The organism is Streptomyces sp. NPDC096152 (assembly GCF_044763235.1).
Classification (GTDB): Bacteria; Actinomycetota; Actinomycetes; order Streptomycetales; family Streptomycetaceae; genus Streptomyces.
This window is the reverse complement of the sequence record NZ_JBIWFW010000003.1, coordinates 322,042-348,435: the sequence shown is the minus strand read 5'-3', so window position 1 is coordinate 348,435 and position 26,394 is coordinate 322,042. Positions and strand designations below refer to the sequence as shown.

The 26,394-nt window shown below is 73.1% G+C and carries 26 protein-coding genes and 1 pseudogene; 19 read left to right on the top strand and 8 right to left on the bottom strand.

Annotated features, from left to right (window positions below; translation table 11 throughout):
* Nucleotides 1-6 precede the first annotated feature (6 nt).
* From ACIQ9G_RS11795 to ACIQ9G_RS11780, 4 genes are read left to right on the top strand one after another with little or no spacing between them, the layout of a single operon-like run.
* A complete protein-coding gene (locus tag ACIQ9G_RS11795) occupies nt 7-930 on the top strand; it encodes an ABC transporter permease (protein ID WP_403608319.1) in 924 nt (307 codons plus the stop codon).
* Nucleotides 923-1,903, top strand: coding sequence for an ABC transporter permease (locus ACIQ9G_RS11790; RefSeq protein ID WP_403608318.1), 981 nt, complete (start codon nt 923-925; stop codon nt 1,901-1,903). The genes ACIQ9G_RS11795 and ACIQ9G_RS11790 overlap by 8 nt, the downstream gene beginning before the upstream one ends.
* Before the next feature lie 6 nt (nt 1,904-1,909).
* A complete protein-coding gene (locus ACIQ9G_RS11785; RefSeq protein ID WP_403608317.1) occupies nt 1,910-2,902 on the top strand; it encodes an ABC transporter ATP-binding protein in 993 nt (330 codons plus the stop codon).
* Nucleotides 2,895-3,956: an ABC transporter ATP-binding protein gene (locus tag ACIQ9G_RS11780; RefSeq protein WP_403608316.1), complete on the top strand. Its 1,062-nt coding sequence runs from the start codon at nt 2,895-2,897 to the stop codon at nt 3,954-3,956. The genes ACIQ9G_RS11785 and ACIQ9G_RS11780 overlap by 8 nt, the downstream gene beginning before the upstream one ends.
* Nucleotides 3,957-4,114: 158 nt before the next feature.
* Here the strand turns inward: ACIQ9G_RS11780 and ACIQ9G_RS11775 are convergent, their stop codons facing one another.
* On the bottom strand, nt 4,115-6,244 hold the full coding sequence (locus ACIQ9G_RS11775; RefSeq protein WP_403608315.1) for a prolyl oligopeptidase family serine peptidase: 2,130 nt from the start codon (nt 6,242-6,244) through the stop codon (nt 4,115-4,117).
* A gap of 178 nt (nt 6,245-6,422) precedes the next feature.
* Between ACIQ9G_RS11775 and ACIQ9G_RS11770 the strand changes: the two genes are divergently transcribed.
* The 8 genes and pseudogenes from ACIQ9G_RS11770 to ACIQ9G_RS11735 all read left to right on the top strand — a co-directional run bounded on the left by ACIQ9G_RS11770 (nt 6,423) and on the right by ACIQ9G_RS11735 (nt 14,033).
* A complete protein-coding gene (locus ACIQ9G_RS11770) occupies nt 6,423-6,617 on the top strand; it encodes a hypothetical protein (RefSeq protein ID WP_403608314.1) in 195 nt (64 codons plus the stop codon).
* A gap of 78 nt (nt 6,618-6,695) precedes the next feature.
* Nucleotides 6,696-7,580 carry an N-acetyl-1-D-myo-inositol-2-amino-2-deoxy-alpha-D-glucopyranoside deacetylase gene (mshB, locus tag ACIQ9G_RS11765; protein WP_403608313.1) on the top strand — a complete coding sequence of 295 codons (885 nt, stop codon included), beginning with the start codon at nt 6,696-6,698 and terminating at the stop codon, nt 7,578-7,580.
* Entirely contained in the window at nt 7,577-7,996 is a 420-nt protein-coding gene (locus ACIQ9G_RS11760; protein WP_403608312.1) for a DUF6113 family protein, read from the top strand. The genes mshB and ACIQ9G_RS11760 overlap by 4 nt, the downstream gene beginning before the upstream one ends.
* A gap of 161 nt (nt 7,997-8,157) precedes the next feature.
* Complete coding sequence (locus ACIQ9G_RS11755; protein ID WP_403608311.1) at nt 8,158-10,380, top strand: hypothetical protein; 2,223 nt, start codon at nt 8,158-8,160, stop codon at nt 10,378-10,380.
* Between the two features lie 180 nt (nt 10,381-10,560).
* Nucleotides 10,561-11,489, top strand: a pseudogene (locus ACIQ9G_RS11750) (ABC transporter ATP-binding protein).
* A complete protein-coding gene (locus ACIQ9G_RS11745; protein ID WP_403608310.1) occupies nt 11,486-12,226 on the top strand; it encodes an ABC transporter permease in 741 nt (246 codons plus the stop codon). Before ACIQ9G_RS11750 ends, ACIQ9G_RS11745 begins: the two are co-directional and overlap by 4 nt.
* The gene (locus ACIQ9G_RS11740) at nt 12,223-13,422 is read left to right on the top strand and encodes a sensor histidine kinase (RefSeq protein WP_403608309.1); all 1,200 of its coding nucleotides are present in this window, start codon (nt 12,223-12,225) and stop codon (nt 13,420-13,422) included. Before ACIQ9G_RS11745 ends, ACIQ9G_RS11740 begins: the two co-directional genes overlap by 4 nt.
* Nucleotides 13,419-14,033 carry a response regulator transcription factor gene (locus tag ACIQ9G_RS11735; protein WP_403608308.1) on the top strand — a complete coding sequence of 205 codons (615 nt, stop codon included), beginning with the start codon at nt 13,419-13,421 and terminating at the stop codon, nt 14,031-14,033. Before ACIQ9G_RS11740 ends, ACIQ9G_RS11735 begins: the two co-directional genes overlap by 4 nt.
* Nucleotides 14,034-14,262: 229 nt before the next feature.
* On the opposite strand, the gene ACIQ9G_RS11730 is transcribed toward ACIQ9G_RS11735, so the two are convergent.
* The gene (locus ACIQ9G_RS11730) at nt 14,263-15,114 is read right to left on the bottom strand and encodes a tetratricopeptide repeat protein (RefSeq protein WP_403608307.1); all 852 of its coding nucleotides are present in this window, start codon (nt 15,112-15,114) and stop codon (nt 14,263-14,265) included.
* Between the two features lie 29 nt (nt 15,115-15,143).
* Nucleotides 15,144-16,202: a GNAT family N-acetyltransferase gene (locus ACIQ9G_RS11725; protein ID WP_403608306.1), complete on the bottom strand. Its 1,059-nt coding sequence runs from the start codon at nt 16,200-16,202 to the stop codon at nt 15,144-15,146.
* Nucleotides 16,203-16,312: 110 nt separating this feature from the next.
* On the opposite strand from ACIQ9G_RS11725, the gene fdxA reads away from it, so the two are divergent.
* Together fdxA and ACIQ9G_RS11715 are read left to right on the top strand one after the other, a co-directional pair.
* Entirely contained in the window at nt 16,313-16,633 is a 321-nt protein-coding gene (gene fdxA, locus ACIQ9G_RS11720) for a ferredoxin (RefSeq protein WP_020942069.1), read from the top strand.
* A gap of 116 nt (nt 16,634-16,749) precedes the next feature.
* Nucleotides 16,750-17,847: a bifunctional succinyldiaminopimelate transaminase/glutamate-prephenate aminotransferase gene (locus ACIQ9G_RS11715; protein WP_403608305.1), complete on the top strand. Its 1,098-nt coding sequence runs from the start codon at nt 16,750-16,752 to the stop codon at nt 17,845-17,847.
* A 128-nt stretch (nt 17,848-17,975) separates the two neighbouring features.
* Here the strand turns inward: ACIQ9G_RS11715 and ACIQ9G_RS11710 are convergent, their stop codons facing one another.
* Nucleotides 17,976-18,419, bottom strand: coding sequence for an ATP-binding protein (locus ACIQ9G_RS11710; RefSeq protein ID WP_403608304.1), 444 nt, complete (start codon nt 18,417-18,419; stop codon nt 17,976-17,978).
* A 315-nt stretch (nt 18,420-18,734) separates the two neighbouring features.
* Entirely contained in the window at nt 18,735-19,712 is a 978-nt protein-coding gene (locus ACIQ9G_RS11705) for a heavy metal transporter (RefSeq protein ID WP_403608303.1), read from the bottom strand.
* A gap of 93 nt (nt 19,713-19,805) precedes the next feature.
* Between ACIQ9G_RS11705 and dapE the strand changes: the two genes are divergently transcribed.
* Together dapE and ACIQ9G_RS11695 are read left to right on the top strand one after the other, a co-directional pair.
* A complete protein-coding gene (dapE, locus tag ACIQ9G_RS11700; RefSeq protein ID WP_403608302.1) occupies nt 19,806-20,885 on the top strand; it encodes a succinyl-diaminopimelate desuccinylase in 1,080 nt (359 codons plus the stop codon).
* Nucleotides 20,886-21,004: 119 nt separating this feature from the next.
* Nucleotides 21,005-21,763, top strand: coding sequence for a TIGR00730 family Rossman fold protein (locus ACIQ9G_RS11695; protein WP_356195333.1), 759 nt, complete (start codon nt 21,005-21,007; stop codon nt 21,761-21,763).
* Nucleotides 21,764-22,044: 281 nt separating this feature from the next.
* Here the strand turns inward: ACIQ9G_RS11695 and folP are convergent, their stop codons facing one another.
* Nucleotides 22,045-22,905, bottom strand: coding sequence for a dihydropteroate synthase (gene folP, locus ACIQ9G_RS11690; RefSeq protein WP_403608301.1), 861 nt, complete (start codon nt 22,903-22,905; stop codon nt 22,045-22,047).
* A 157-nt stretch (nt 22,906-23,062) separates the two neighbouring features.
* Here folP and ACIQ9G_RS11685 point away from each other — a divergent pair, with 157 nt between their 5' ends.
* Both ACIQ9G_RS11685 and ACIQ9G_RS11680 read left to right on the top strand, forming a co-directional pair.
* Entirely contained in the window at nt 23,063-23,416 is a 354-nt protein-coding gene (locus ACIQ9G_RS11685; protein ID WP_403608806.1) for a DivIVA domain-containing protein, read from the top strand.
* Nucleotides 23,413-23,997 (top strand): DNA-3-methyladenine glycosylase I, encoded by a 585-nt coding sequence (locus ACIQ9G_RS11680; protein WP_403608300.1) that lies wholly within the window; start codon nt 23,413-23,415, stop codon nt 23,995-23,997. Before ACIQ9G_RS11685 ends, ACIQ9G_RS11680 begins: the two co-directional genes overlap by 4 nt.
* Before the next feature lie 36 nt (nt 23,998-24,033).
* On the opposite strand, the gene ACIQ9G_RS11675 is transcribed toward ACIQ9G_RS11680, so the two are convergent.
* On the bottom strand, nt 24,034-24,837 hold the full coding sequence (locus ACIQ9G_RS11675) for an enoyl-CoA hydratase/isomerase family protein (RefSeq protein WP_403608299.1): 804 nt from the start codon (nt 24,835-24,837) through the stop codon (nt 24,034-24,036).
* Nucleotides 24,838-25,212: 375 nt separating this feature from the next.
* Between ACIQ9G_RS11675 and ACIQ9G_RS11670 the strand changes: the two genes are divergently transcribed.
* Nucleotides 25,213-25,380, top strand: coding sequence for a DUF3117 domain-containing protein (locus tag ACIQ9G_RS11670; RefSeq protein ID WP_003966491.1), 168 nt, complete (start codon nt 25,213-25,215; stop codon nt 25,378-25,380).
* A 214-nt stretch (nt 25,381-25,594) separates the two neighbouring features.
* On the opposite strand, the gene ACIQ9G_RS11665 is transcribed toward ACIQ9G_RS11670, so the two are convergent.
* Nucleotides 25,595-26,293 (bottom strand): O-methyltransferase, encoded by a 699-nt coding sequence (locus ACIQ9G_RS11665; protein ID WP_356186124.1) that lies wholly within the window; start codon nt 26,291-26,293, stop codon nt 25,595-25,597.
* Nucleotides 26,294-26,394: the final 101 nt, after the last annotated feature.

The window sequence follows — 26,394 nt, the reverse complement described above, 5'->3', positions numbered from 1 at the left end:
GCGGCCGTGGGACGCTATGTGATCAGGCGCCTGCTGCAGATGATCCCGGTGTTCGTCGGGGCGACGCTGCTCATCTTCGTGATGGTGAACGTGATGGGCGACCCCGTCGCGGGCCTGTGCGGCGAGCGGCAGTGCGACCCGGCGACGGCCGCCCAGCTGAGGCGGGAGTTCGGCCTCGACCAGCCGCTGTGGCAGCAGTACGCGACCTACATGGGGAACGTCTTCACCGGCGACTTCGGGACGGCCTTCAACGGCCAGCCGGTGACCGAGCTGATGGCGGCCTCGTTCCCGGTCACCGTCCGGCTGACCGTGGTCGCGATCCTCTTCGAGATCGTCATCGGCATCGTCCTGGGCGTCCTCACCGGGCTGCGGCGCGGAACGCCCCTCGACACCTCCGTCCTCGTGCTCACCCTCGTGGTCATCTCCGTCCCCACCTTCGTCACCGGGCTGCTGCTCCAGCTCCTGCTCGGCGTCCAGTGGGGCTGGATCAAACCGTCGGTCTCCCCGCAGGCGACGTTCGGCGAGCTGATCGTGCCCGGCCTGGTCCTCGCCTCCGTCTCCCTGGCCTACGTCACCCGGCTGACCCGCACCTCCCTCGCGGAGAACCGCCGGTCCGACTACGTCCGCACGGCGATCGCCAAGGGCCTGCCACGGCGCCGGGTCGTGGGCCGGCACCTGCTGCGCAACTCGCTCATCCCCGTCGTCACCTTCATCGGCGCCGACATCGGCGCGCTGATGGGCGGCGCGATCGTCACCGAGCGCATCTTCAACATCCACGGCGTGGGCTACCAGCTCTACCAGGGCATCCTCCGCCAGAACACCCAGACCGTGGTCGGCTTCGTGACGGTCCTCGTCCTGGTCTTCCTGATCGCCAACCTCCTCGTCGACCTGCTCTACGCCGTACTCGACCCGAGGATCCGCTATGCCTGAGCAGCCCCACCCGCCCGAGGGCGCCATCGCCGGGACCGGCATGGGCGGCGCGATGGACCTCGCGGCCGGCGAGGCGACGACCCTGGAGGGGCCCCCGCGGGGCCGGGGCGGGCCGGAACGGCGGGGCAGGCCGCGCAGCCTGTGGTCCGACGCCTGGCACGACCTGCGCCGCAACCCGGTCTTCGTCGTCTCGGCGCTGGTGATCTGCTTCCTGGTCGTCATCTCCCTGTGGCCGTCCCTGATCGCCCCCGGCAACCCCCTCCAGTGCGATCTGGCCAAGGCGCAGGAGGGCTCCCAGCCCGGCCATCCGTTCGGCTTCGACGGCCAGGGCTGCGACGTGTACACCCGCACCGTCCACGGCGCCCGCGCGTCCGTCACGGTCGGCATGTGCGCCACGCTCGGCGTCACGCTCCTCGGGTCGGTGCTGGGCGGCCTCGCGGGTTTCTTCGGCGGGGCCTGGGACGGGTTCCTGTCCCGGGCGACCGACGTCTTCTTCGCGATCCCCGTCGTCCTCGGCGGCCTGGTGCTGCTGTCGGTGGTGAGCAGCAACACCGTCTGGCCCGTGATCGGCTTCATGGTGTTGCTCGGCTGGCCGCAGATCTCCCGGATCGCGCGCGGCTCGGTCATCACCGCGCGGCAGCAGGACTACGTCCAGGCCGCCCGCGCCCTGGGCGCCTCACCCGCCCGCATCCTGCTGCGGCACATCGCGCCCAACGCGGTGGCACCGGTGATCGTGGTGGCGACCATCGCGCTCGGCACGTACATCGCCCTCGAGGCGACCCTGTCGTACCTGGGTGTCGGGCTGAAGCCGCCGAGCGTGTCCTGGGGCATCGACATCTCCGCCGCCTCGCCCTACGTCCGCAACGCCCCGCACGCGCTGCTGTGGCCCTCCGGCGCGCTGGCGGTGACCGTGCTCGCGTTCATCATGCTCGGCGACGCGGTGCGCGACGCCCTCGACCCGAAACTGAGGTGAGCCGCCGTGCTGCTCGAAGTGCGGGACCTGCACGTGGAGTTCCGTACCCGGGACGGGATCGCGCACGCCGTCAACGGGGTCTCGTTCCAGGTGGACGCCGGGGAGACGCTCGCCGTGCTCGGGGAGTCCGGCTCGGGCAAGTCCGTGACGGCGCAGGCCGTCATGGGCATCCTCGACACCCCGCCGGGGCGGATCACCGGGGGTGAGATCCTCTTCCAGGGCCGGGACGTGCTGCGGCTGAAGGAGGAGGAGCGGCGCCGGATCCGGGGCGCGCGGATGGCGATGATCTTCCAGGACGCGCTGTCCGCCCTCAATCCCGTGCTCACCGTGGGCGACCAGCTCGCCGAGATGTTCGTCGTGCACCGCGGGACGTCCCGCGGGGACGCGCGGGCGCGGGCCGTGGAGCTGATGGACCGGGTGCGCATCCCGGCCGCCGCCCAGCGGGTGCGCGACTACCCGCACCAGTTCTCCGGCGGTATGCGCCAGCGCATCATGATCGCCATGGCCATGGCGCTGGAGCCGGAGCTGATCATCGCCGACGAGCCGACCACCGCGCTCGACGTGACCGTGCAGGCCCAGGTGATGGACCTGCTCGCGGAGTTGCGGCGCGAGTACCGCATGGGGCTCGTCCTGATCACCCACGACCTGGGCGTGGTCGCCGACGTCGCCGACCGGATCGCGGTGATGTACGCGGGCCGGATCGTGGAGTCGGCGCCGGTCCACGACCTCTACAAGGCGCCCGCCCACCCCTACACGCGGGGCCTGCTGGACTCCGTCCCGCGCCTGGACCTCAAGGGGCGGGAGCTGTACGCCATCAAGGGCCTGCCGCCCAGTCTCACGCACATCCCGCCCGGATGCGCCTTCCATCCGCGCTGCCCGATGGCCCGGGACGTGTGCCGCACGGACGTGCCGCCGCTGTACCCGGTGGACGAGGGCGGGGCCGCGGCCGGGACGCGGGGGAGCGCCTGCCACTTCTGGAGGGAGTGCCTGCATGGCTGAGCCGATCCTGGAGGTCAGCGGGCTGGTCAAGCACTATCCGCTGACCCGGGGCATCCTCTTCAAGAAGCAGGTCGGCGCGGTCCGGGCGGTCGACGGCGTCGACTTCGAACTGGGCCGGGGGGAGACCCTCGGCATCGTCGGGGAGTCCGGCTGCGGCAAGTCCACGGTGGCCCGTCTGCTGTGCAACCTGGAGCGGCCGACGGCCGGTTCGGTCAGGTTCCGGGGCGAGGACATCACCCGGCTGTCGGGCCGGGCTCTGAAGGCGGTGCGGCGCAACATCCAGATGGTGTTCCAGGACCCGTACACCTCCCTCAACCCGCGGATGACGGTGGGCGACATCGTCCAGGAGCCGTTCGAGATCCATCCGGAGGCCGCGCCGAAGGGCGACCGGCGGCGCCGGGTCCGGGAGTTGCTGGACGTCGTCGGCCTCAACCCCGAGCACGTCGACCGCTACCCGCACCAGTTCTCCGGCGGCCAGCGCCAGCGCATCGGCATCGCCCGGGGGCTGGCGCTGCGCCCCGAGATCATCGTCGCCGACGAGCCGGTCTCCGCGCTGGACGTGTCGGTGCAGGCGCAGGTGGTCAACCTGATGGAGCGGCTGCAGGCCGAGTTCGACCTCTCCTACGTCTTCATCGCGCACGACCTGTCGATCGTGCGGCACATCTCGGACCGGGTCGCCGTCATGTACCTGGGGCGGATCGTGGAGACCGGCACCGACACCGAGATCTACGAACATCCCACGCACCCCTACACCCAGGCGCTGCTGTCGGCGGTCCCCGTGCCCGACCCGGAGGCCCGGGGGCGCCGCGAGCGGATCATCCTCGCCGGCGATGTGCCGTCCCCGGCCGACATCCCCTCCGGCTGCCGCTTCCGCACCCGCTGCTGGAAGGCGCGGGAGCGGTGCGCGGTGGAGGTGCCGGCGCTGGCGGTACCCGCCTGGTTCCGGCCCGCCGGCGGGCCCGCGGCGCACGACTCGGCCTGCCATTTCGCCGAGGAGCGGCAGGCGGTGCCGCCCGAGGAACCCCCGCCGGAGCACGGCCTGGTGACCGCATAGCCGCACAAAGCGCCATCAACTTCGTTAACACACAGGCAACTTCATGGAAGCGGCACCGATATACGGACGCGTCAGGCTGAACAGCGTACGGCCGTGCGGGTGCCGTGAACGGGCCGGGGCGCGCCAAGTCGCCCCGGCCCGTTGCCGTGCGCCCGCGCTCAGGCGAGGCCCAGCGAACGCTTCAGGAAGTCCACCTGGAGCAGCAGCAGGTTCTCCGCGACCTGTTCCTGCGGGGTCATGTGGGTGACGCCGGAGAGCGGGAGCACCTCGTGCGGGCGGCCGGCGGCCAGCAGGGCGGAGGACAGGCGCAGGGCGTGGGCGACCACCACGTTGTCGTCGGCCAGGCCGTGCACGATCATCAGCGGGCGGTGCGGCTCGGCGGGTTCGGCCAGGCCTTCGTCGGTGACCAGGGAACTCCTGGCGTACGACTCCGGGTGCGCGGCCGGATCGCCCAGGTACCGCTCCGTGTAGTGGGTGTCGTAGAGCCGCCAGTCGGTGACCGGGGCGCCCGCGATGCCCGCGTGGAAGACGTCGGGACGGCGCAGTACGGCCAGGCCCGCCAGGTAGCCGCCGTAGGACCAGCCGCGGATCGCCACCCGGGACAGGTCGAGCGGGTGGGTCCGCGCCAGGTCGCGCAGGGCCTCGACCTGGTCGTCGAGGCTGAGCGTGAAGTCGTGGTGGACCGCCTTCTCCCAGGCGGGGGAGCGGCCGGGGGTGCCGCGGCCGTCCGCGACGACCACCGCGAAACCCTGGTCGGCGAACCACTGGGAGGTCAGGTGCGCGTTGTGCGCGGCGACCACGCGGGGGCCGTGCGGGCCGCCGTAGGGATCCATCAGGACCGGCAGGGGAGTGTCACCGTGGTAGTCCGTAGGCATAAGCACGGCGCACGGGATTCGGCGTGCGCCCCCCTGGGTGAGGGTCACGCGCGGGGACAAACCGGGATCTTCGGCATGAGAGGCGATGGTGGCCGTCTGCTTGCCGTCCCGGAGCACCCGGACCCGGGCGCCCGGCCGGTCGAGCGTGGCGGAGACCAGTACGGTCACGCTCCCGGCGCGCACCGCCGCGTGCACGCCGGGCTCCTGAGAGATTCGCTCCCAGCCGAGCTCGTTGACCCGGTAGACGTGCACCTCGCCGGTCTCCTCGGCGGCGGCCTCCTCGCCCGCCGAGGCCGAGACCAGCACGTCGTCGTCCGCCACGTCGAGGACCGCCCGGATGTGCAACTGCGGCCCGGTCAGCGGGCGTTCGCCGACCGCCAGGCGCCGCGCGCCGCCCTCGTCGGTGATCCGCACGAGCCGGCCGGACGGGGTCCAGCTGGGCACCCCAGGGAAAAGATCCAGCCATGTTGGATCTTCGTCGGCGTGCACCATCCGGGTCGCCCCCGAGTCCGGGTCCACGGCCAGGTACAGCTGGCTTCGCTGGTCCCGCGCCTGCACCAGCAGCAGCGGCGCACCCGCCGCTGACCAGTGCGCACGGGCGAGATACGGGTAGCGGGCGCGGTCCCAGAGGACCTCCGTGCGCGTCCCGTCCAGGCCGAGCACGAACAGCCGCACCTCCGCGTTGCCGGTGCCCGCCGCCGGGTACGCGACCCGCCGCGGCTCGCTCTCCGGGTGCGCCGGATCGGAGATCCACCACCGCCGTACCGGCGTGTCGTCCACCCGCGCCACCAGCAGCCGGTCCGACTCCGGAGCCCACCAGAACCCCCGCGACCGCTCCATCTCCTCGGCCGCGATGAACTCGGCCAGCCCGTAGGAGACCTCGCCCTCGCCCGTTGCCGGCTCTGGCTCGGCGAGCGCCCGGTCGCCCTCGCCCTCGGCGCCCACCACCCGCAGGGCGCCCCCCGCGACGTAGGCGACATGCCGCCCGTCGGGGGCCGGGCGGGGGTCGATCACCGGTCCGGGGACCGGGAGTTCACGTGCCGTGCCGGCCCGCAGCTCCGCCGTGAAAAGCCGCCCTGACAAGGCGAAAGACGCCAACTCCACGGCCGTGTCGGTGGCGTAGCCCACGATCCCGGCACCTCCCTCGCGGCTGCGTTCCCGGCGCGCCCGCTCCTGCTGCGACAGGTGCTCCGAGGTACCGCCGAGAAGGGCCCGCGGGTCGGCGGCCACCCGCTCCCGGCCGTCCGCCAGATCGAGCACCCACAGGGAATGCGCCCGGTCCGTGCCGGAGTTCGAGCGCAGGAACGCGACGCGGGACGCGTCGGGCGCCACGGTGAACGCGCGCGGCGCGCCGAGCGTGAACCGCTGGGTCCGCGCGTGCCGTCGGGGGAAGGAGACAGGCTCGGTCGTCATGCCACGACCATATTGGCCATGCGCCCCCTTGTGCGGCCGTGCGCCGATCGATGCGCACGTACGGATAGTTATGATCACTAGCGCATAGTGGGTATGAACCTGCTGCTCCCTGTGTGGATTTATCTGCCCCCATAGTCCGAACCCCCCCGTGTCCTGGGATCTTTGGAGGTGAACCGCCGTGGCACTCTCGATTTCGGCGGTGGTGCTGCTGGCGATCGTCGTCTTCCTGTTGATCAAGAAGTCGGGATTGAAAGCCGGTCACGCCATCGTGTGCATGCTCCTCGGCTTCTACCTCGCCTCCTCGACGGTCGCTCCCACGATCAGCGAGCTGACCACGAACATCGCGGGGATGATCGGGAGCCTCAAGTTCTGACGACGTCGCCCACCGCGCACCCCCGCACCGGCGGCGGCGGCGGCGCCGTCCGGACGGACGCCTCGTAGGCTGGACCCCATGACGGAACTGCCCGCCCGGCGTCTGCTCCTGGTGCACGCGCACCCGGACGACGAGTCGATCAACAACGGCGTGACCATGGCCCGCTACGCGGCCGAGGGCGCCCGGGTGACCCTGGTCACCTGCACCCTCGGCGAGCGGGGCGAGGTCATCCCGCCCGGGCTCCGGCGGCTGAGCGGTGCCGCGCTCGGCGCGCACCGCCGGCAGGAGCTCGACGCCGCCCTGCGCGAGCTGGGCGTCGGCGACGTCCGGCTGCTCGGCGGCGACGGGCGGTACCGGGACTCCGGGATGATGGGCCTCGCCGACAACGACGACCCGGGCTGCCTGTGGCAGGCCGACCTCGACGCGGCCGCCGAGCACCTCGTCGCGGTGATCCGCGAGGTGCGCCCCCAGGTCCTCGTCACCTACGACGACCACGGCGGCTACGGCCACCCCGACCACATCAAGGCCCACCGCGTCGCCATGCGCGCCGCCGACCTGGCCGCCGACGCCGTCGTACGGCCCCATCTGGGCGAGCCCTGGCGGATCGCCAAGGTCTACTGGAACCGGATGCCGCGCTCCGTCGCCGACGCCGCCTTCGCCCGGCTCCAGGGCGACCTGTCCGGCCTGCCCTTCGCCAAGCCGGCCTCCGTCGACGACCTCCCCGGCGTCGTGGACGACGAGCGGATCACCACCGAGATCGACGGCGGCACCGCGTACACCGCCGCCAAGGCCGCCGCGATGCGCGCGCACGCCACGCAGATCGAGGTCGCCGAGCCGTACTTCGCGCTCTCCAACGAGCTCGCGCAGCCCCTCTTCGGGACCGAGTACTACGAGCTGGTGCGCGGCGCGCACGCCGGGGAGCGGGAGACCGACCTGTTCGCGGGGATCGAGGAGGCGTCGTGAACCCGGCAGACCGCGGTGGCCCCCTGCTGGCCCAGCCGCTGAAGCCGCCCTCCGCCGGGCGCTTCGCGGCCTACCTGGGACTCTTCGTGCTCGGCGCGGTGGTCGCCGTCGCCGGGGCGCTGGTGCAGGCCGCCTGGTTCCCCGGCGGGCTGCTGCTCGCCCTCGCCGGTGCCGCCGGGCTCTTCCTGGGCGGGGCGCGGGCCGCGCGCAGCCGGGCCGGGGCGGTGGCGCCCGCCGCGGGCTGGATGGTCGCCGTGGTCCTGCTCACCGCCAGCCGGCCCGAGGGGGACTTCCTCTTCGCCGCGGGCGGCGGCTCCTATCTCTTCCTGCTCGGCGGCATGGCACTTGCTGTGATCTGCGCCACTTTGGGTCCGGGGCGGCAACCGGACGGCGACGACGTCCGACTTGGCAAGTGACGTCCTACTTCTGCCCGGCTTGCGCGTGCGGGTCCGGTGCGGGTTTCCCCGGCGGTCGTGGGATACAGGCCAGAAGTGGCCAGTATGGTGGTGCGCGCCGCCGAGCCGCTCGAGCAAAGTGAGGTCGTGTCGGGCGGCGGAGCCAACCGGGAGAACCTGCCTTGAGTCGTGAAACTGACACTCCGTCCTCCGGGCCCAACGGGCGCGGCGGAGCCGCCTACCCCTCGGGGACCCCGCCGTACGGCACGCCCATGGTCTCCGACAACGGTGCGGACGCGGGCCGTTCGGCCGCGCAGCCGGAGGAACGCAAGACCGAGACGACGCTGACGACCCGGATCCGGATCAACATCCCCGGGTCCCGGCCCATCCCGCCCGTCGTCATGCGCAAGCCCGTCGCCGGGTCCGGCTCCGGGGCCGAGAACGCGGCCGAGGACACCGGCGTCGAGGCGCAGCCGCCGGCCGCCGCGCCGTCCCCCGCTCCCCAGGAGCCGGCCGCCGAGCCCCAGGCCGCGGCCGACGAGAAGCCGACCAGCGACTGGTTCGCGCCCCGCAAGTCCGGCCCCGCCAAGAGCGGTCCGGGCGGCGGCTCCACCAACGGCGCGGGGATGCCCGGCGGTTCGGGCGCGCCCGCGACCGGTTCCGGCAGCGGCCCGGGCGCGTCCGGCTCCGGTGCGGGTGCTGCGGGCGCCGGCGGCCGCCCGGGCGGCGTCGTCGGCTCCATGAGTGTGCCGGGCGGCTCCCGGCCCGGCGGCGGGCCCCGTCCCGGCGGCGCCGGGCTGCCCGGGGCCACCGGCGGCCCCGTCGCGCCGGGCCACGGTGGCGGCACCGGCTCCTTCGACGTGACCGAGGCGCTGGCGGCGGGCCCGCTGGGCGGCGGCTCCCGCCCCGGTGGCGAGCCGCGCCGCGACGACCTGCCGTACTTCGCTGAGGGCAACCAGAGCGCATCGGCGGGCCAGAACGGGCAGAACGGGCAGAGCGGTCGGAGCGGCCCGAACGGGCAGGGCGGCTACGGCGGTCCGGGTGACACCGGCGGCTTCCCCCGCCCCGGCGGCCCGGCCGGTGCGCAGGGTCCCGCGGGCCCGACCGCCGGTCCGGTCACCGGGGACGGCCCCCGGGTGCCACCCCTCGGCGGCCACCCGGCCGGACCGGGCGGCGCCCCCGGCGCGCACCCGGCCCACCCGGGCGGTGGCCTGAGCGACGACACCGCGATCCTCACCCCGCAGAAGCCGGCCCCCGAGGGCACGCCCGGCTACGGCAACCGGCCCGACAACGTCTCCGGGCACACCGTCACCAGCGGCATTCCCGTCGTGCAGGCCGGCCCGAACGCGCCGTTCCGGCCGGGCCCCGGCGGTGACGGCCCGCTGCCGCACACGCCCCCGAGGCTGCCCGAGCCGCTCGCGCCGAACGCCCCCGCCGCCTCGAACAAGAAGGCGCCCAAGAAGAAGGGCCGCAACAAGGTGGCGCTGGTCGGCGGGGGCCTCGTCGCCCTCGCCGGTCTCGCCTACGGCGCCGGGCTGCTGATGAACCACTCCGACGTGCCCAAGGGCACCACCGTGCTCGGCGTCGACATCGGCGGCGGCACCCGTGACGACGCGGTCAAGAAGCTCGACGACGCCTTCGGCGACCGGGTGAGGACACCGCTGAAGCTGTCGGTCGAGGGCAAGACCCTCACCCTGAGGCCGGACCAGGCCGGCCTCCAGTTCGACACCCAGGCCACGGCCAGCGCGGCGGCGAAGAGCGACTACAACCCGGTCTCCGTGATCGGCTCGCTCTTCGGCGGCGAGCGCGTCGTCGACCCGGTCATGCCGGTCGACGAGGAGAAGCTCCAGGTGGCCCTGCAGAACGCCTCGGGCGGCGCCGTCTCCTCGGACGGCACCATCAAGTTCGAGTCCGGCAAGGCCGTACCCGTCTACGGCAGGACGGGCAAGGGCGTCGACGTCGCCGGGTCGACCAAGGCCGTCGAGCAGGCGTACCGCACCGCGGTGGAGTCGGGGCCGGGCACACCGGTGCAGCTGCCCACCACCATGCGCCGGCCGACGGTCTCCAACGCCGAGGTCGACCGGATGATGAAGCAGTTCGCGCAGCCGGCGATGTCCGCGAAGGTCACCCTGAAGACCCCCGACGGGGCGCACGTCGTGGCGTTCAGCCCGCAGAAGTCCCTGTGGAAGTTCCTCGGCGTCAAGGCCGTGAACGGCAAGCTCGTCGAGTACTACGACCAGGCGGCGCTGAAGGAGCTCTACGGCAGCACCTTCGACGGCGTCCTGGTCACCCGGGGCACCGGCCAGAAGACGGCCGTCACCGTCCAGGACGTGATCAGCGCGCTGCGCCCGGCCCTGCTGAGCACCACCAACCGGGTGGGCGTCATCCAGACGAACCCCAGCTAGCAGACGAACCCCAGCCAGCGAGCGCACGGTACGAGGAGGGCACCCGGTCCGGCACGGACACCGGGTGCCCTCCGCCGTGCCGGGGCGCCCCTGTCACCCGTCCCGTATGACATCTGTCATCCGCCGGTCAGGACCCCCGACACTGCCCGCTGCCCCGGCCCGACGGCCACGATGGGGTGCATGACGACGACAGCGGAGAGCACCGCCACGGACACGGTGGCGGGGTTCGACCAGGTGACCAAGAGCTACGGGGACGTACGGGCCGTGGACGGTCTGACCCTCGCCCTGCACCCGGGGGAGACCGTGGCGCTGCTCGGTCCGAACGGCGCAGGCAAGTCCACCACCCTCGATCTGCTGCTCGGCCTCAAGCAGGCCGACAGCGGCACGGTCACCGTCTTCGGCACCGGCCCGCGCGAGGCGATCGTCGCCGGGCGGGTTGGCGCCATGCTCCAGAGCGGCGGGCTGATGGAGGAGGTCACCGTCGCCGAACTGGTCAAGCTCGGCTGCGACCTGCACCCCCGCCGCTACCGGGTCGAGGACGTGCTGGCCCGCGCCGGAATCTCCCAGATCGCCGACCGCAAGGTCAACAAGCTCTCCGGCGGCCAGGCCCAGCGCGTCCGCTTCGCCCTCGCGACGGCCGGCGACAGCGACCTGATCGTCCTGGACGAGCCGACCACCGGCATGGACGTCTCCGCGCGCCAGGCCTTCTGGACCACCATGCGCGAGCAGGCCGACCAGGGCCGCACGGTGCTCTTCGCCACGCACTACCTGGAGGAGGCGGACGCGATCGCCGACCGGGTGCTCGTGCTGCACCGCGGACGGCTGCTGCCGACGGCACCGCCGCCGAGATCAAGGCGAAGGCCGGCGCCCGCCGCGTCTCCTTCGACCTGGCGGACCCCGTCGACGAGGCGGCCCTGCGCGGCCTGCCCTTCCTGACCTCGATCGACGTGTCGGGCCGGACCGTCCGCATCCAGTCCGCCGACGCCGACGCGACCGTGCACGCCCTGTACGGGCTCGGCGTCCGCCCCCGCAATCTCGAAGTCGCCGGGCTCGGGCTCGAGCAGGCGTTCGTCGCCATCACCGAGGCCGAGGAGGCCAGGCAGCCGTGACCAGTCTGATCAAGCTGGAACTCGCCCGCGCCCTGCGCAACCGCAAGTTCCTGTTCTTCTCCGTGCTCTACCCCTCGCTGCTGTTCCTGATCGTCGCCGGCAAGGCGGACAGCGCCGCCAAGGTCGACGGCACCGGCCTGACCCTGCCGACGTACATGATGGTCTCCATGGCCTCCTTCGGCGCCCTGACCGCCGTGCTCATGGGCAACAGCGAGCGCATCGCCAAGGAGCGGGAGAGCGGCTGGGTGAGGCAGTTGCGGCTGACCAGCCTGCCGGGGCGCGGCTACGTGCTCGCCAAGACCGCGAGCGCGGCCGTGGTCAGCCTGCCGTCCATCGTGGTCGTCTTCGTCGTCGCGGCCGCCGTGAAGCAGGTCCGCCTCGACGCCTGGCAGTGGCTCGCCCTCACCGGCGCCATCTGGGCAGGCAGCCTCGTCTTCGCCGCGCTCGGCGTGGCCCTCGGCTACCTCGCCGGCGGGGACGCGGTCCGCCCGATCACGATGATCGTCTACTTCGGCCTGTCGCTGCTGGGCGGCCTGTGGATGCCGGCCACCACCTTCCCCGCCTGGCTCCAGAACATCGCCAAGTGGCTCCCCACGCACGCGTACGCTGCTCTCGGGCAGGCCATCGAACAGAGCCGGGCCCCGCACGCCCAGGACATCGCCATCCTCGCCGTCTTCTTCGCCCTGTTCGCGGGCGGCGCGGCGTGGCTGTACCGGAAGGACACGCTGAAGGCGTGAGCGCCACGACGGACGACCTGCGGCCCGGCGAGGCCCGGGCGGAGCGCCTCATGCGCATGGGGGAATCGCCCCGGACCGGGGGCGAGGCCCTGTGCAAGCTCGTGTGGATCCTGCCCTGGCTGATCTTCCTCAGCTCGCCGGTGCAGGACCTGGTCTCCCACGCCCATACGACCGCCGCCACCGTGGCCGGCTGGGCGGGGCTGCTGGCCTTCGCCGGGATCTACCTGACGCTGGTGTTCAGGAACATGGGCCGGCAGTTCTCCGAGCCGGTCGTGGCCTGCCTGGTCGCCGTGCTCGGCACGCTCGCCGTCGTCCTGTGCCTCACCCTCGGCGGACACTGGATCGGTCTCTTCGTGTACGTCTCGGTGACCTGCGGCGCGGTCTTCCCGCTGCGCACCGCCTACTGGACGATCCCGCTGACCACCGTCGCCATGCTGCTCATGGGCCTGCACGCCGGTCAGCGCGACGGGTGGACCCTGATCCTGGTGCTGCTCGTCGGGTTCGCGATGACCGGCGTACGGCAACTGGTGCGCACCACGGTCGAACTGCGCAAGGCCCGCGCCACCGTCGCCCAGCTCGCCGCCAACGAGGAGCGGCTACGGCTCGCCCGCGACCTGCACGACCTGCTCGGCCACTCGCTCTCCCTGATCACGCTGAAGAGCGAGCTGGCCGGCCGGATGCTCCCCGCCCACCCGGACAAGGCCGCCCAGCAGATCGCCGACATCGAACAGGTCAGCCGGCAGGCCCTCGTCGACGTGCGCGAGGCCGTAACCGGCTACCGGCGCCCCCGGCTGTCCGCCGAACTCGCGGGCGCCCGGGTCGCGTTGACGGCGGCCGGGGTCACCGCCGAACTGCCCGCCGAACCCGACCTCGACGGCGTGCCCGAGGAGAGCGAGTCCGCCCTCGCCTGGGCGCTGCGCGAGGCGGTCACCAACGTCGTACGGCACAGCGGCGCCCGGCGCTGCGCGGTGGAGGTGGTGCGGCGGCAGACGCTGGACGGCCCGATGCTCGAACTGTCCGTGGAGGACAACGGATCGGGCGGCTCCGGCAGCGGACCCGGCAACGGCCTGACCGGCCTGACCGAACGCCTCACCAAGGCCGGCGGGACGCTGGATGCGGGCCGGTCCCGGCACGGCTTCCGGCTCGTCGCCCGCACGCCCGCCACGGCCCCCGTGGACGTAGGATCCCCGGCATGAGCAGCACGATCAAGGTCCTCCTGGCCGAGGACCAGTCGATGGTCCGCGAGGCACTGGCCGCTCTGCTCGGCCTGGAGGACGACATCGAGGTCGTCGCCCAGGTGGCGCGCGGGGACGAGGTCCTGGCGGCGGCGCGCGCGCACGACGTCGACGTGGCCCTGCTCGACATCGAGATGCCGGGCTGCACCGGCATCGAGGCCGCCGCCGTGCTGCACCGCGAACTCCCCGCTCTCAAACTCGTCGTCCTCACCACCTTCGGCCGCCCCGGCTACCTGCGCAGCGCCATGGAGGCCGGTGCCGACGCCTTCCTGGTGAAGGACGCCCCCGCCGCCCAACTGGCGGAGGCGGTACGGAAGGTGCTCGCCGGGGAGCGGGTGATCGACCCCACCCTGGCCGCCGCGGCCCTCGCCGAGGGCGCCAACCCGCTGACCGACCGCGAACGCGAGGTGCTGCGCGCCGCGGCCGACGGCTCCACCAACGCCGAACTGGCCACGTCCCTCCACCTCTCCCAGGGCACGGTCCGCAATTACCTCTCGACAGCCATCCAGAAACTGGCCGTACGCAACAGAACCGAGGCCGCCCGCATCGCCCGGGAAAAGGGCTGGCTGTAACCCCCGAGAAGCACCCCCAGGGGGCGCGACCTGTGAACCAGGGCCCCGGCCAGTGCGTCCAAGGGACGCGCGCGGGGATCCCCGGACCCGACCAGCCAACCCAGGGGCGCGGGGAACTGCGCGACCAGCCACCCCCCACCCGCACCCGCCCACCCGGCCACACCCCCACGGCGAACAGACACCAGGAGCCCCCCTGCCGGCAGGGCACCCCCGGCAAGGCGCCCCCGGCTCAGTTGAGCCGCGCCCGCGCAGCCCGCGCCTGCTCCCGTACCCGCCGAGCCGCGGTCTCGTCCACCGCGGCCACCAGCTCCGCGTACGCCTCCAGCTCCACGGCCCCGCCGACGAACTCCCCGCGCTGCACCAGCACCTGCGCCCGCTCGTACCGCAGCCGCGCCGGGTGCGAGGGCAGCAGCAGGGACAGCTCCACCGCCCACAGCGCCACGTCCGACCGCTCGGGGCGGGCCGCGGCCCACGCGCGGATGTTGTTGAGGATCCGCAGCACGACGTCCAGGGGCGTCGCGGGCACGAGCATCGACGGGTGCAGCGGCGCCCCCGTCGCCCCGACGACCAGCAGCTCGGCGTCCGCCCCCGTGAGCACCCGCCCCCCGTCGAACGGATCGGCGAGCACCTGCTCCTCCGCCGTCCCGAACCCGACCACGAAGTGCCCGGGCAGCGCGACCCCGTACACCGGAGCCCCCGCGCGGCGCGCGACCTCCATCCACACCACCGACAGCAGGATCGGCAGCCCGCGCCGCCGCCGCAGCACCACGTGCAGCAGCGAGGACTCCAGCCGCCGGTAGTCCGCGCCGGAGCCGCGGAACTCGTAGCACTCGCCGAGCAGCTCGCACAGCGCCTGAGCCCACGCGCGTGGTCCGCCCGGCCGGTACGGCAGCCGCCCCGCCAGCCGGTCCAGCTCGATCTGTGCCGCGTCCATGCCCGCCTCGTCCAGCGTGCCGTCGGCCTCCGCGCCCAGCAGCAGGCAGAGCAGCGAGAGATCGGGCCGCTCGGCCCGCGCCTCCTCGGCGAACCGGCGCCGCAGCTGCGCGGACCGGTCGGGCGGCGGGGGACAGGGAGGTCGCATGACCGGCTCGTACCCTTTCCCGTTGATCGTCACGAGCGGCGGGCGCCGGGCGTCCCCGGCTCCGGGTCCGGCTCGCGGTAGTGGTGGTAGGCGTGGTGCGCGGCGAATCCCATCCCGGTGTACAGCGCCCGCGCCCCCGCGTTGTCGGTCTCGACCTGAAGCCACGCCGCCGACGCGCCCTCGTCCAGCGCCTGCCGGGCCAGCGCGGCCATCACGGCGCTGGCCAGCCCCCGCCGCCGCTCCTCCGGGTCCACCTCGACGGCGGCGAAGGAGGCCCACCGCCCGTCCACGACACACCGACCGATCGCGGCCGGCGCCCGGCCGGGCGCACCGGGAACCGTCGCGAACCACACCGAGGGCCCGCTGCCCAGCACCTTCAGGGCCACCTCACTCACCCCCTTGCGCCGGTAACGCGCAAGCCACGCCTCGTCGGCCGTGCGGGACAGCACGACCCCGGAGCCCGGGTCCCGGTCGGCGACCGGTGCCGGCGCCCCGATCCACAGCTCGGCGGTCACCTCGCGCACCCAGCCCCGCCGCTCCAGCTCCACGCACAGCTGTTCCTGCGCGCCCTCGGCGCCGGTCGCGGTCTGGACGTACGCGGGCAGCCCGCGCTCGCCATACCAGCGTCGTACGGCGGAGAGCGCCTCGTCGAGCGGAAGGCCGGGGTCACCGAGCGGCAGTACCGAATTGGCCCGCCGCGTGAACCCTCCGGCGGCCCGCAGCTCCCACTCCCCGAGCCGCTCGCTCTCCACCGGCCGCCACGCCCGGGCGGCGACCCGCGCCAGCTCCTCGTACGAGGCCGCGGGACCCCGGCGGCGGGCCGGCGCGGCGGGCACGACCTTGCCCGCCACCAGCGAGGATTCCGCGATGCGGACGGTATCGCCGCCCTTTCGTGTGATCAGTAGCACACCGTCGTCCCATGATGTGAGAACCCCTACCGTGTCGGTGAACTTCTCACCCGGCGCTCCAGGTTCGCTCAAGCGCCGTACGGAGACTCTTTTTCCCACGTCAGAAGTGGTGATGCGGACCTCGAGGCGTCCTGATGCAGAGATTTCCACGGGTCGGTTCACCCCTCCTGTTCGGATCATGCCCAGGAACGGAGATACTAGGGGCGGGCATCGACGACGCCGCGCTCCCGCGCGCCAGGCGGCGGAGCCTGTGGAGGCCCGCCAGCGCCCTATCGAGGAGGAACGACAGCGTGACCTACGTCATCGCGCAGCCTTGTGTCGACGTCAAGGACAAGGCGTGCATCGAGGAGTGCCCGGTCGACTGCATCTACGAGGGCCAGCGGTCCTTGTACATCCACCCGGACGAATGCGTCGACTGCGGAGCCTGTGAGCCGGTCTGCCCGGTCGAGGCGATCTTCTACGAGGACGACACTCCCGAGGAGTGGAAGGACTACTACAAGGCCAACGTCGAGTTCTTCGACGAGCTCGGCTCCCCCGGCGGCGCCAGCAAGCTCGGGCTGATCGAGCGCGACCACCCCGTGATCGCCGCGCTGCCGCCGCAGGGCGAGTAACGCCCGGCGGCCCGCCCACCGCGCCGCCTCGGTCCCGTGCGGCCTGATCGCCCCGAGCGTTCGGACCGCCGCACGGGGCCGGGGCGTTTGCCGTAGCAGAAAGTGAGCTCGATCCCGTGTCCGCAGTCTCCGATCGTCTTCCGACCTTCCCCTGGGACAAGCTGGAGCCGTACAAGAAGACGGCCGCGGCCCACCCGGACGGCATCGTCGACCTGTCCGTCGGCACCCCGGTCGACCCGGTCCCCGAGCTGATCCAGAAGGCGCTCGTCGCCGCGGCGGACTCGCCGGGCTACCCGACCGTGTGGGGCACGCCCGAGCTGCGGGACGCGATCACCGGCTGGGTCGGGCGCCGCCTCGGCGCCCGGGGGGTCACCCACCGCCACGTGCTGCCGATCGTCGGCTCCAAGGAACTGGTCGCCTGGCTCCCCACCCAGCTGGGCCTGGGCCCCGGCGACCGGGTGGCCTTCCCGCGCCTGGCCTACCCGACCTACGAGGTCGGCGCCCGCCTGGCCCGCGCCGAGTACGAGGTCTACGACGACCCGACGCGGCTCGACCCCCAGGGCCTGAAGCTGCTGTGGCTGAACTCCCCGTCGAACCCGACGGGCCAGGTGCTCGGCAAGGAGGAGCTCACCCGGATCGTGGCGTGGGCCCGCGAGCACGGCGTGCTGGTCTTCTCCGACGAGTGCTACCTGGAGCTGGGCTGGGAGGCGGACCCGGTCTCGGTCCTGCACCCGGACGTGAACGGCGGCTCCTACGACGGCGTCGTCGCGGTCCACTCCCTCTCCAAGCGCTCCAACCTCGCCGGCTACCGCGCCGCCTTCCTGGCCGGCGACCCGGCGGTCCTCGGGCCCCTGCTGGAGATCCGCAAGCACGTCGGCATGATGACCTCGGCGCCCACCCAGGCGGCAGCCGTGGCGGCGCTCGGCGACGACACCCACGTCCGGGAGCAGCGGGAGCGGTACGCGGCCCGCCGCGCGGTCCTGCGCGAGGCCCTGCTCGGCCACGGCTTCCGCATCGAGCACAGCGAGGCGAGCCTCTACCTCTGGGCCACTCGGGACGAGTCCTGCTGGCAGACGGTCGCCCACCTAGCCGAACGCGGCATCCTGGTCGCCCCGGGCGACTTCTACGGCGAAGCGGGCGCCCAGTTCGTCCGCGTGGCCCTGACAGCCACAGACGAACGCATCGCAGCAGCGGCAACCCGCCTGTCGGCATAACCAGGCCCGTCCGCGGCGCCGGGCACCGGTCGCCCCACCCCGACCCCCGCCGGCGCAGGCACACGCCCGCACAAGGCGACGGGGCCCAGGGACGAACCCTGGACCCCGTCACCGCACCCCACCGGGCATCAGCCCAGCGGCAGCCCCTTCACGGGCAGCGACTGCCCCGGCACCCCCTTGCCCACGGAGTCCGTCGGCAGCCCTCCCTTGGTGGCCGTCCTGGCCGTGTCCCCCAGCAGCCCCCCGGCCGCCCCCGTGGCCTCCCCGGTGGTCTTCTGCGCCACCGGCGCCGCCTGCTTCACGACCTTGCCGCCGGTCCTGCCCGCGGCAGGCACCGCCTGCTTGAGCGTCTTGCCGCCGGTGTCGCCCGCGACGCCGGCGACGTGCTGCGCGGCGCTGTCCGCGGTGTTGCCGACGCTCGCCCCGTCCAGGGCGGTCAGTCCGCCGAGGTTCGGGGTGGCGGGCAGTTCGGGAGCCGCACTGGCGGAGCCGGCCGCACCGACCCCGGCAGCCGCTCCCGCAGCGACGAGCAGCGCGGCACGGGCGATCCGGCGGGTCAGGGGGAGGGACATGTTGCTCCTTCGACGGGAGGAAAAACGGTGAAGTGTCCAGCCGTTCCCGGTAGTTCGTTCCGACCGGGCTCGGACGCAGTGACTACCGCCCGAAGTCCGCGAAGGTTGCGGTGAGCCAACGTAAAGAGTTGGCAATGCGTCGCATTATCGGCTGCACTCAAAGGGGGACAAAGGGCTTCCGGTGCGAAAGTCTGCCGAATCCTTACGGCCCTTTGTCCCCAAGGGTTTCCGGCCCCAGGGGTGTGAGCGCGCGAAAACCCGCGCACCACTTCGCCCGGCCCCGTCCCGCGTAACTCCGGAGGGTGAAGATCCGCACTACTGCGCAGTGACGATCCGGACCGCGCCCGCGCCCCGCTCGGCCCCGCCGGCGCCCTGCGTGCCGCTCTCGCGCCACCGGCTGTCGGTGAGCCCGGCGGTCCATACCCGCCCGGCGTACGACACCCGTTCGATGTGCAGCGCGGAGGCGTTGGCCACCGCCCAGTGCGCCAGCTGCCAGCCCCGCTCCCGCGAGCTGTGCCCGGCGGTGGAGCCGACGCCGGGGGACACCGGCAGGGTCACGGTCCGTCCGTCCCCTCCGGTGGCCGCGCTCGGCGTCGGCGTGGGCGACGGCGCGCCGCCCACCTCGGCACCGGCCTCCTGCACCACGTCCCGCCCGAAGTCCCGCATCAGCGCGGCCCGTACCGCGTCCGAACCGGTGGTCCGGGTCGCGCCCGGGCGGCCGGTGCAGGTCAGCGTGCCCGCCGCGCGCCCGGTGAGGGCGGCGGCGAGCAGGGTGGCGTCCGGCTCGTGCTTGGCGTACGCCTGCGGGAAGCCGCTGCGCTGCACGCGCTGCGCGGCCACGGTGAGCGGCAGCCGCGTGTAGCCGGGGACCTTGGCCAGATGCTCGTAGAAGACACCCGACGCGTACGTCGGGTCCATGATCTCGTTCGGCGTTCCCCAGCCCTGCGAGGGCCGCTGCTGGAACAGGCCCAGGGAATCCCGGTCGCCGTGCCGGATGTTGCGCAGCCCCGACTCCTGCAGGGCGGTCGCCAGGGCGATCGCCACGGCCCGCTCCGGCATGCCGCGTCCGGTGCCGACGGCCGAGATCGTCGCCGCGTTCACCGCCTGCTCCGGCGTGAACTGGTACGACGCGCCGTCGCCCTTGCCGGAGACGACCTTGCAGCCCGGAGTCCCGGTGCCACCCGTGAGGTACTGCACCGTGAGGTAGCCGGCGAGCGCGAGCAGGACCACGAGGGCCGCCCCGAAACGGACGAGGCGGCCGTGGCGCTTGGGGGTGGGGGACGGCTCTGACACGCGTACAAGGTACTGGAGGCTGCCGGGACCGATGAGTCCTGTGGGGGCAATGTGCCGCAGCACACGGAGGGTTCGGGGGTTAGGGTCGAGGCCATGGCCGATACCCCGCTTGACCTCACGCTGGACGCCGCGCGGCTCACCGCGCAGCTCGTCGACTTCCCCTCGGAGAGCGGTACCGAGAAGCCGCTCGCCGACGCGATCGAGGCCGCGCTGCGCGCCCTGCCGCACCTGACCGTGGACCGCCTCGGCAACAACGTCGTCGCGCGGACGAACCTCGGCCGCGCCGAGCGCGTGATCCTCGCGGGCCACATCGACACGGTGCCGATCGCGGACAACGTCCCCTCGCGGCTGGACGAGGAGGGCGTGCTCTGGGGCTGCGGCACCTGCGACATGAAGTCCGGCGTGGCGGTCCAGCTGCGCATCGCGGCCACCGTCCCGGCCCCGAACCGCGACCTGACCTTCGTCTTCTACGACAACGAGGAGGTCACCGCCGACCTCAACGGCCTCAAGCACGTCGCCGAGGCGCACCCCGACTGGCTCCACGGCGACTTCGCGGTCCTGCTGGAGCCCTCCGACGGCCAGGTCGAGGGCGGCTGCCAGGGCACCCTGCGGGTGCTGCTGAAGACGACGGGCGAGCGGGCCCACTCGGCGCGCGGCTGGATGGGTTCGAACGCGATCCACGCGGCCGCCCCGATCCTCCGGCGGCTCGCGGAGTACCAGCCCCGGTACCCGGTCATCGACGGTCTGGAGTACCGGGAGGGCCTCAACGCGGTGCGCATCGGCGGGGGAGTGGCCGGCAACGTCATCCCCGACGAGTGCGTCGTCACCGTCAACTTCCGCTACGCGCCGGACCGTACGGAGGACGAGGCCGTCGCCCATGTGCGCGAGGTCTTCGCCGGCTGCGGGGTCGAGGAGTTCGTGGTGGAGGACCACAGCGGCGGAGCGCTGCCGGGGCTGGACCACCCGGCCGCGGCGGCCTTCATCGAGGCGGTCGGCGGCACCGCGCAGCCCAAGTACGGCTGGACGGACGTCTCGCGCTTCTCGGCGCTCGGCATCCCGGCGGTCAACTACGGCCCCGGCAACCCGCACTTGGCGCACAAGCGGGACGAACGGGTGGAAACAAGGAAGATCCTGGCGGGTGAGGACCGGCTGAGGTCCTGGCTGACGAGCTGAGGGGCCCGACGAGCCGCACGGCTCCCCCGGCTCTTCACGGCGGACACGCCGAGGTCCCCCGCCGGTAACCCGCGTAGATCTACGCTGAGGTGGAAACACGGCAAGCGGAGGGAGCGCACATGGCTACCGGCAACCCCGAGGGCAGGCGACGGCCACCGGAGGAGCAGCGCCTGGGACCGGTCCTCCGGCGGAGGGGACAGGTCCAGGCCAGCACCACGGACCAGCGGCTGCTGGACGAGCGGGCTCCCACGGACTGGGTGCACACGGACCCCTGGCGCGTCCTGCGCATCCAGTCGGAGTTCATCGAGGGCTTCGGCACGCTCGCCGAACTGCCGCCCGCCATCAGCGTGTTCGGCTCGGCCCGCACCCCGGTGGACTCGCCGGAGTACGACGCCGGGGTGCGCCTGGGCCGGGGCCTGGTCGAGGCGGGCTTCGCGGTGATCACAGGCGGCGGACCGGGCGCGATGGAGGCGGCGAACAAGGGCGCCTGCGAGGCCGGCGGCACCTCGGTGGGCCTGGGCATCGAGCTCCCCTTCGAACAGGGACTGAACCCCTACGTCGACATCGGCCTGAACTTCCGCTACTTCTTCGTGCGGAAGATGATGTTCGTCAAGTACGCGCAGGGGTTCGTGGTGCTGCCCGGAGGCCTCGGCACCCTCGACGAACTCTTCGAGGCCCTCACCCTCGTCCAGACCCAGAAGGTCACCCGCTTCCCGATCGTCCTGTTCGGCAGCGCCTACTGGGGCGGCCTGGTGGACTGGCTGGAGAACACCCTGATCGCGCAGGGCAAGGCCGCGCAGGCCGACCTGACCCTCTTCCACGTCACGGACGATGTGGAAGAGGCGGTCGCCCTGGTTTCGAAGGAGGCGGGCCGCTAGTGCTGTGACCGGAAAGGTTCACCGGCTCGCGACGCCCGGCACGGCTCCCTCAAGCTCTGCGAGCAGGGGGGACCCCCAGCCGCGTTGTCGCATCACCCGAGTACATCCAGTACGCGGGCGATGCTCCGCCTTGCGATGTACCGCACCGGACGCCGCGAGCTTTCCGGCAAACCTTTCCGGCCACAGCACCAGGGGGCTTCGTTCAAACGAAGCCCCCAGGCCCCGTCCGGCGCGTGCACCGGTCCGCGCGGCCGGCGCGGCGGGCGCCCGGGAGGGCCCCGCTACGCCAGCCCGCGCCGGGCCACCGCGGGGTCGCGGTGGCCCGCGATGGCCGCCACCATGTCCAGCACCTGCCGGGTCTCGGCCACCTCGTGCACCCGGTACACCCGGGCGCCCAGCCAGGCCGAGACCGCCGTCGTCGCCAGCGTCCCGACGACCCGCTCCTTGACCGGCTTGTCCAGCGTCTCCCCGACGAAGTCCTTGTTGGACAGCGACACCAGCACCGGCCAGCCCGTCGCCACCATCTCGTCCAGCCGCCGCGTGGCCTCCAGGCTGTGCCGGGTGTTCTTCCCGAAGTCGTGCCCGGGGTCGATCAGTACCGACTCCCGCGGCACCCCCAGCGCGACCGCCCGCTCGGCCAGCCCCACCGTCACCTCGAGGATGTCGGCCATGACGTCGTCGTAGGCCACCCGGTGCGGCCGGGTCCGCGGCTCGGCGCCGCCCGCGTGCGTGCACACCAGCCCGGCCCGGTACCGGGCCGCGACCTCGGCGAGTCCCGGATCGACCCCGCCCCACGCGTCGTTCAGCAGGTCCGCGCCCGCCTCGCAGACCGCCTCGCCGACCTCCGCCCGCCACGTGTCCACGCTGATGACCACGTCCGGGAAGCGCCGCCGCACCTCCGCGACGAACCCGACCGTCCGGCGCGCCTCCTCCTCGGCGGTCACCTCTTCCCCCGGTCCGGCCTTGACCCCGCCGATGTCGATGATCGCGGCGCCCTCGGCCACCGCCTGCTCCACGCGCGCGAGGGCCGGCTCGTCGCGGAACGTCGCCCCCTGGTCGTAGAAGGAGTCGGGGGTCCGGTTCACGATCGCCATGATCACCGGCTCGTGCGCGCCGAATTCACGCCTGCCCAGCCTGAGCATCCCCTGTGACCTCTCCTCGTACGTCCTGGTCTTCGGCCGCCTGCGACCCTAACCGTCAGCGTCGCATGGCACGATCGGACCCTGACACATTCGGCTCAGAGACTTCCGCGCCGACGCCCAGGGCGCCGGCACCGACCGTGGGGACCCAGCGATGGTTATGTTCTTGTTCCTGGTCGTCGCGCTCGCCGTCGTGGTCGCCGCGGTGACCCTCGCGGTGGTGGGCGGCGGCGAGGGCACCGGACCGCTGCCGGAGGTGGCGCCCGAGCGGCTCTGGGACCCGCTGCCGCCGGACCGCCCCGTCCACCGCACCGATGTGGACGCTCTTCGCTTCCCGCTCGCTCCCCGCGGCTACCGCATGGCGGACGTGGACGACGCCCTCGGCCGCCTCGCCGCCGAACTCGCCGAGCGTGACGCCCGCATCGCCGACCTGGAGTCCGCGCTGGCCGGCGCCCAGGCCGCCGCGGCCCACGCCCGCCTGGACAAGCCCGCGCACGAGGAGCGGCAGCAGTGACCGCCGGTGCCGCCGTCGCGGGCCCGGACGGCGCCCCGCGCTGCCCCTGGGCGCTGTCCGCCGCGGAGTACGTCGCCTACCACGACGAGGAGTGGGGCCGTCCGGTCCACGGCGACGACGCCCTCTACGAGCGCCTCAGCCTGGAGGCCTTCCAGTCCGGGCTGTCCTGGATCACCATCCTGCGCCGCCGCCCCGGCTTCCGGACCGCCTTCGCCGGCTTCGGGATCGCCGCGGTGGCCGCCTTCGGCGACGCCGACCGCGAGCGCCTGCTCGCCGACACCGGCATCATCCGCAACCGGGCCAAGATCGACGCGACCCTCGCCAACGCGCGCGTGCTCGCCGAGTGGTCCCCCGGCGAGCTGGACGCCCTGATCTGGTCCCACGCCCCCGACCCGGCCGGCCGCACCGCGCCGAAGACCCTCGCCGACGTCCCCGCCGTCACCCCGGAGTCCACGGCCCTGTCCAAGGCCCTGAAGAAGCGGGGCCTGCGCTTCGTCGGCCCGACGACGGCGTACGCCCTGATGCAGGCGTGCGGTCTGGTCGACGACCACCTGGCGGAGTGCGTGGCGCGCCGCCCCTGAACGCGCCGTCCAGGGGCGGGGCCCGCGCGAAGGGCGTCAGCGGCCCAGGTACTTCGGCCGCTCCTTGTTCACGAACGCCCGCACCGCGATCGCGTGGTCCTCCGAGGACCCCGCCCGCGTCTGCAGCTCGTCCTCCTTCTCCAGCGCCTCCTCCAGGGAGTGGGTCAGCCCGTAGGCCACCGACTCCTTGAGCGCGGCGTACGCCACCGTCGGCCCCTCCGCCAGCGCCCGCGCCGTCTTCTCCGCCTCGGCGCGCAGCTCCGCCGCCGGCACCACCCGGTTGGCGATCCCCAGCTCCAGCGCGTCCTGCGCGCTGATGCTGCGCGGGAACAGCAGCAGGTCGGTGGCCCGGCCCGGCCCGACGACCCGAGGCAGGGTCCAGGAGATGCCGGAGTCGGCGGTGAGCGCGACCTTGGCGAACGAGGTGTTGAAGGCCGCGCCGTCCGCGACGATCCGGTAGTCCGCCGCCAGCGCGAAGCCGAAGCCCGCCCCGGCCGCGACGCCGTTCACCGCGGCGACCACCGGCTTCGGGGCCGCCGCCAGCGCCCGCACGATCGGGTTGTAGTGCTCCCGCACGGTGCTCATCGTCTGCCCCGACCCGGTCTCCCGGTCCGCCACCAGCAGCCCGATGTGCTCCTTGAGGTCCTGGCCCACGCAGAACGCCCGGTCCCCGGCTGCGGTCAGCAGCACCGCGCGCACGGCGTCGTCGGTCGCCGCGGACTGGACCGCCTCCCGGAGGGCGACCTTGGTCGCGACGTTCAGCGCGTTCATCGCCTCGGGGCGGTTCAGCGTGATCGTCGCGAGCCCGTCGCTCACCTCGTAGAGCACGGTGTCGGCCATGGGACATCCCCTCCGGTGTCACGGATGGGACGTACCGATCGGTACGTCCTTCGTCTGAAGGACAGCATGGCGGAGATCACCCGCGCGCGACCGGAGCGGACGTGTGACCTGCGTCAAAGAAAGCCGGCCGGTTTTCGGACGACGGACGTCCGTGCGGGCGCACAGTATTGCAGTCACATCCCCGAATTGAGTGGTTTTGCTCGCGCGCGTTGCCCAAGCGATGCCGACTGATGTTGGTCATCGGGTCCTGAGATGCGGGATAATGGCCTGGAAGCAATGTGTTCGACGCCGGTGACGCGTGTCCTGCACGGGCTGCGCGTGCCCTTCATGGGGCCGTCGGCTGACGATGAGCGGGTTTCAGGAAGGGGAACGAGCATGGCGGCCATGAAGCCGCGGACGGGCGATGGCCCGCTCGAGGTGACCAAGGAGGGGCGGGGCATCGTCATGCGCGTTCCGCTCGAAGGCGGCGGTCGGCTCGTCGTCGAGCTGACCCCTGACGAGGCCGACGCGCTCGGCGACGCCCTCAAGAAGGTCGTCGGCTGACGCGGACGCGACCATACCCCTTCACCTGCCCCGGTACCGCATGTGGTGCCGGGGCAGGTTTTTTCCGGGGCGTTCCCGGTGGTCCCGGCGATGCTTCCGGTCGGGTGCCGGGTGCCGGGTGCCGGGTGCCGGGTGCCGGGTGCCGGGTGCCGGGTGCCGGGTGGTGGCCGCAGTGATGCTTCCGGTTCCGGCTTCCGGCGGTGCCTCCGGCGGCTCAGCGCTTGACCGCGCACAGCAGGCCGTCGCCCACCGGCAGGAGCGACGGCACCAGGTCCTGGCTCTCGCGCACCGTGCGCAGCAGCTCGCGCAGCCGCAGCACCTCCGTCGGCTGCGGTCCGGAGTCCACCGTCCGCCCGTGCGCGAAGATGCCCTCGAAGACCACGAGGCCGCCCGGGCGCAGCAGGCGCAACGATTCAGCGAGGTAGTCGAGGAACTCCTGCCGGTCGCCGTCGCAGAAGACCAGGTCGTAGCCGGAGTCCGCGAGCCGGGGCAGCACGTCCAGCGCCCGGCCGGGGATGAAGCGGGCCCGGTTGCTGGCGAAGCCGGCCGCCCGGAACGCCTGGCGGGCGAACTGCTGGTGCTCCGGCTCCGGGTCGACCGTGGTCAGCACCCCGTCCGGCCTCATGCCGTGCAGAAGGTGGATCCCGGAGACACCGGTACCGGTCCCGATCTCCGCCACCGCCTTGGCGTCCACGGTGGCGGCGAGCAACCGCAGCGCGGCGCCCGTGCCGGGCGACACCGAGCGCAGCCCCGCCTCACGGGCCCGGTCACGGGCCCAGAGCAGCGCTTCGTCCTCGGCGACATAGGCGTCGGCGAACGCCCAGCTCGTCTGCCGGTTGCCGGTGATGACCGTCTCCTGTCCCCATGGTTGCCTGGGCGTGACTGTATCCGTTGGTGTCGGGAACCCGCAGATGGGACCGGTCGTTTATAGGGGTGTGACACAGGCGGGCTACGCGGCGGGGGGTATGGGATGGATCGGGGCGCCGAGCAAGTGCTGACGCAGCCGGATGAGCC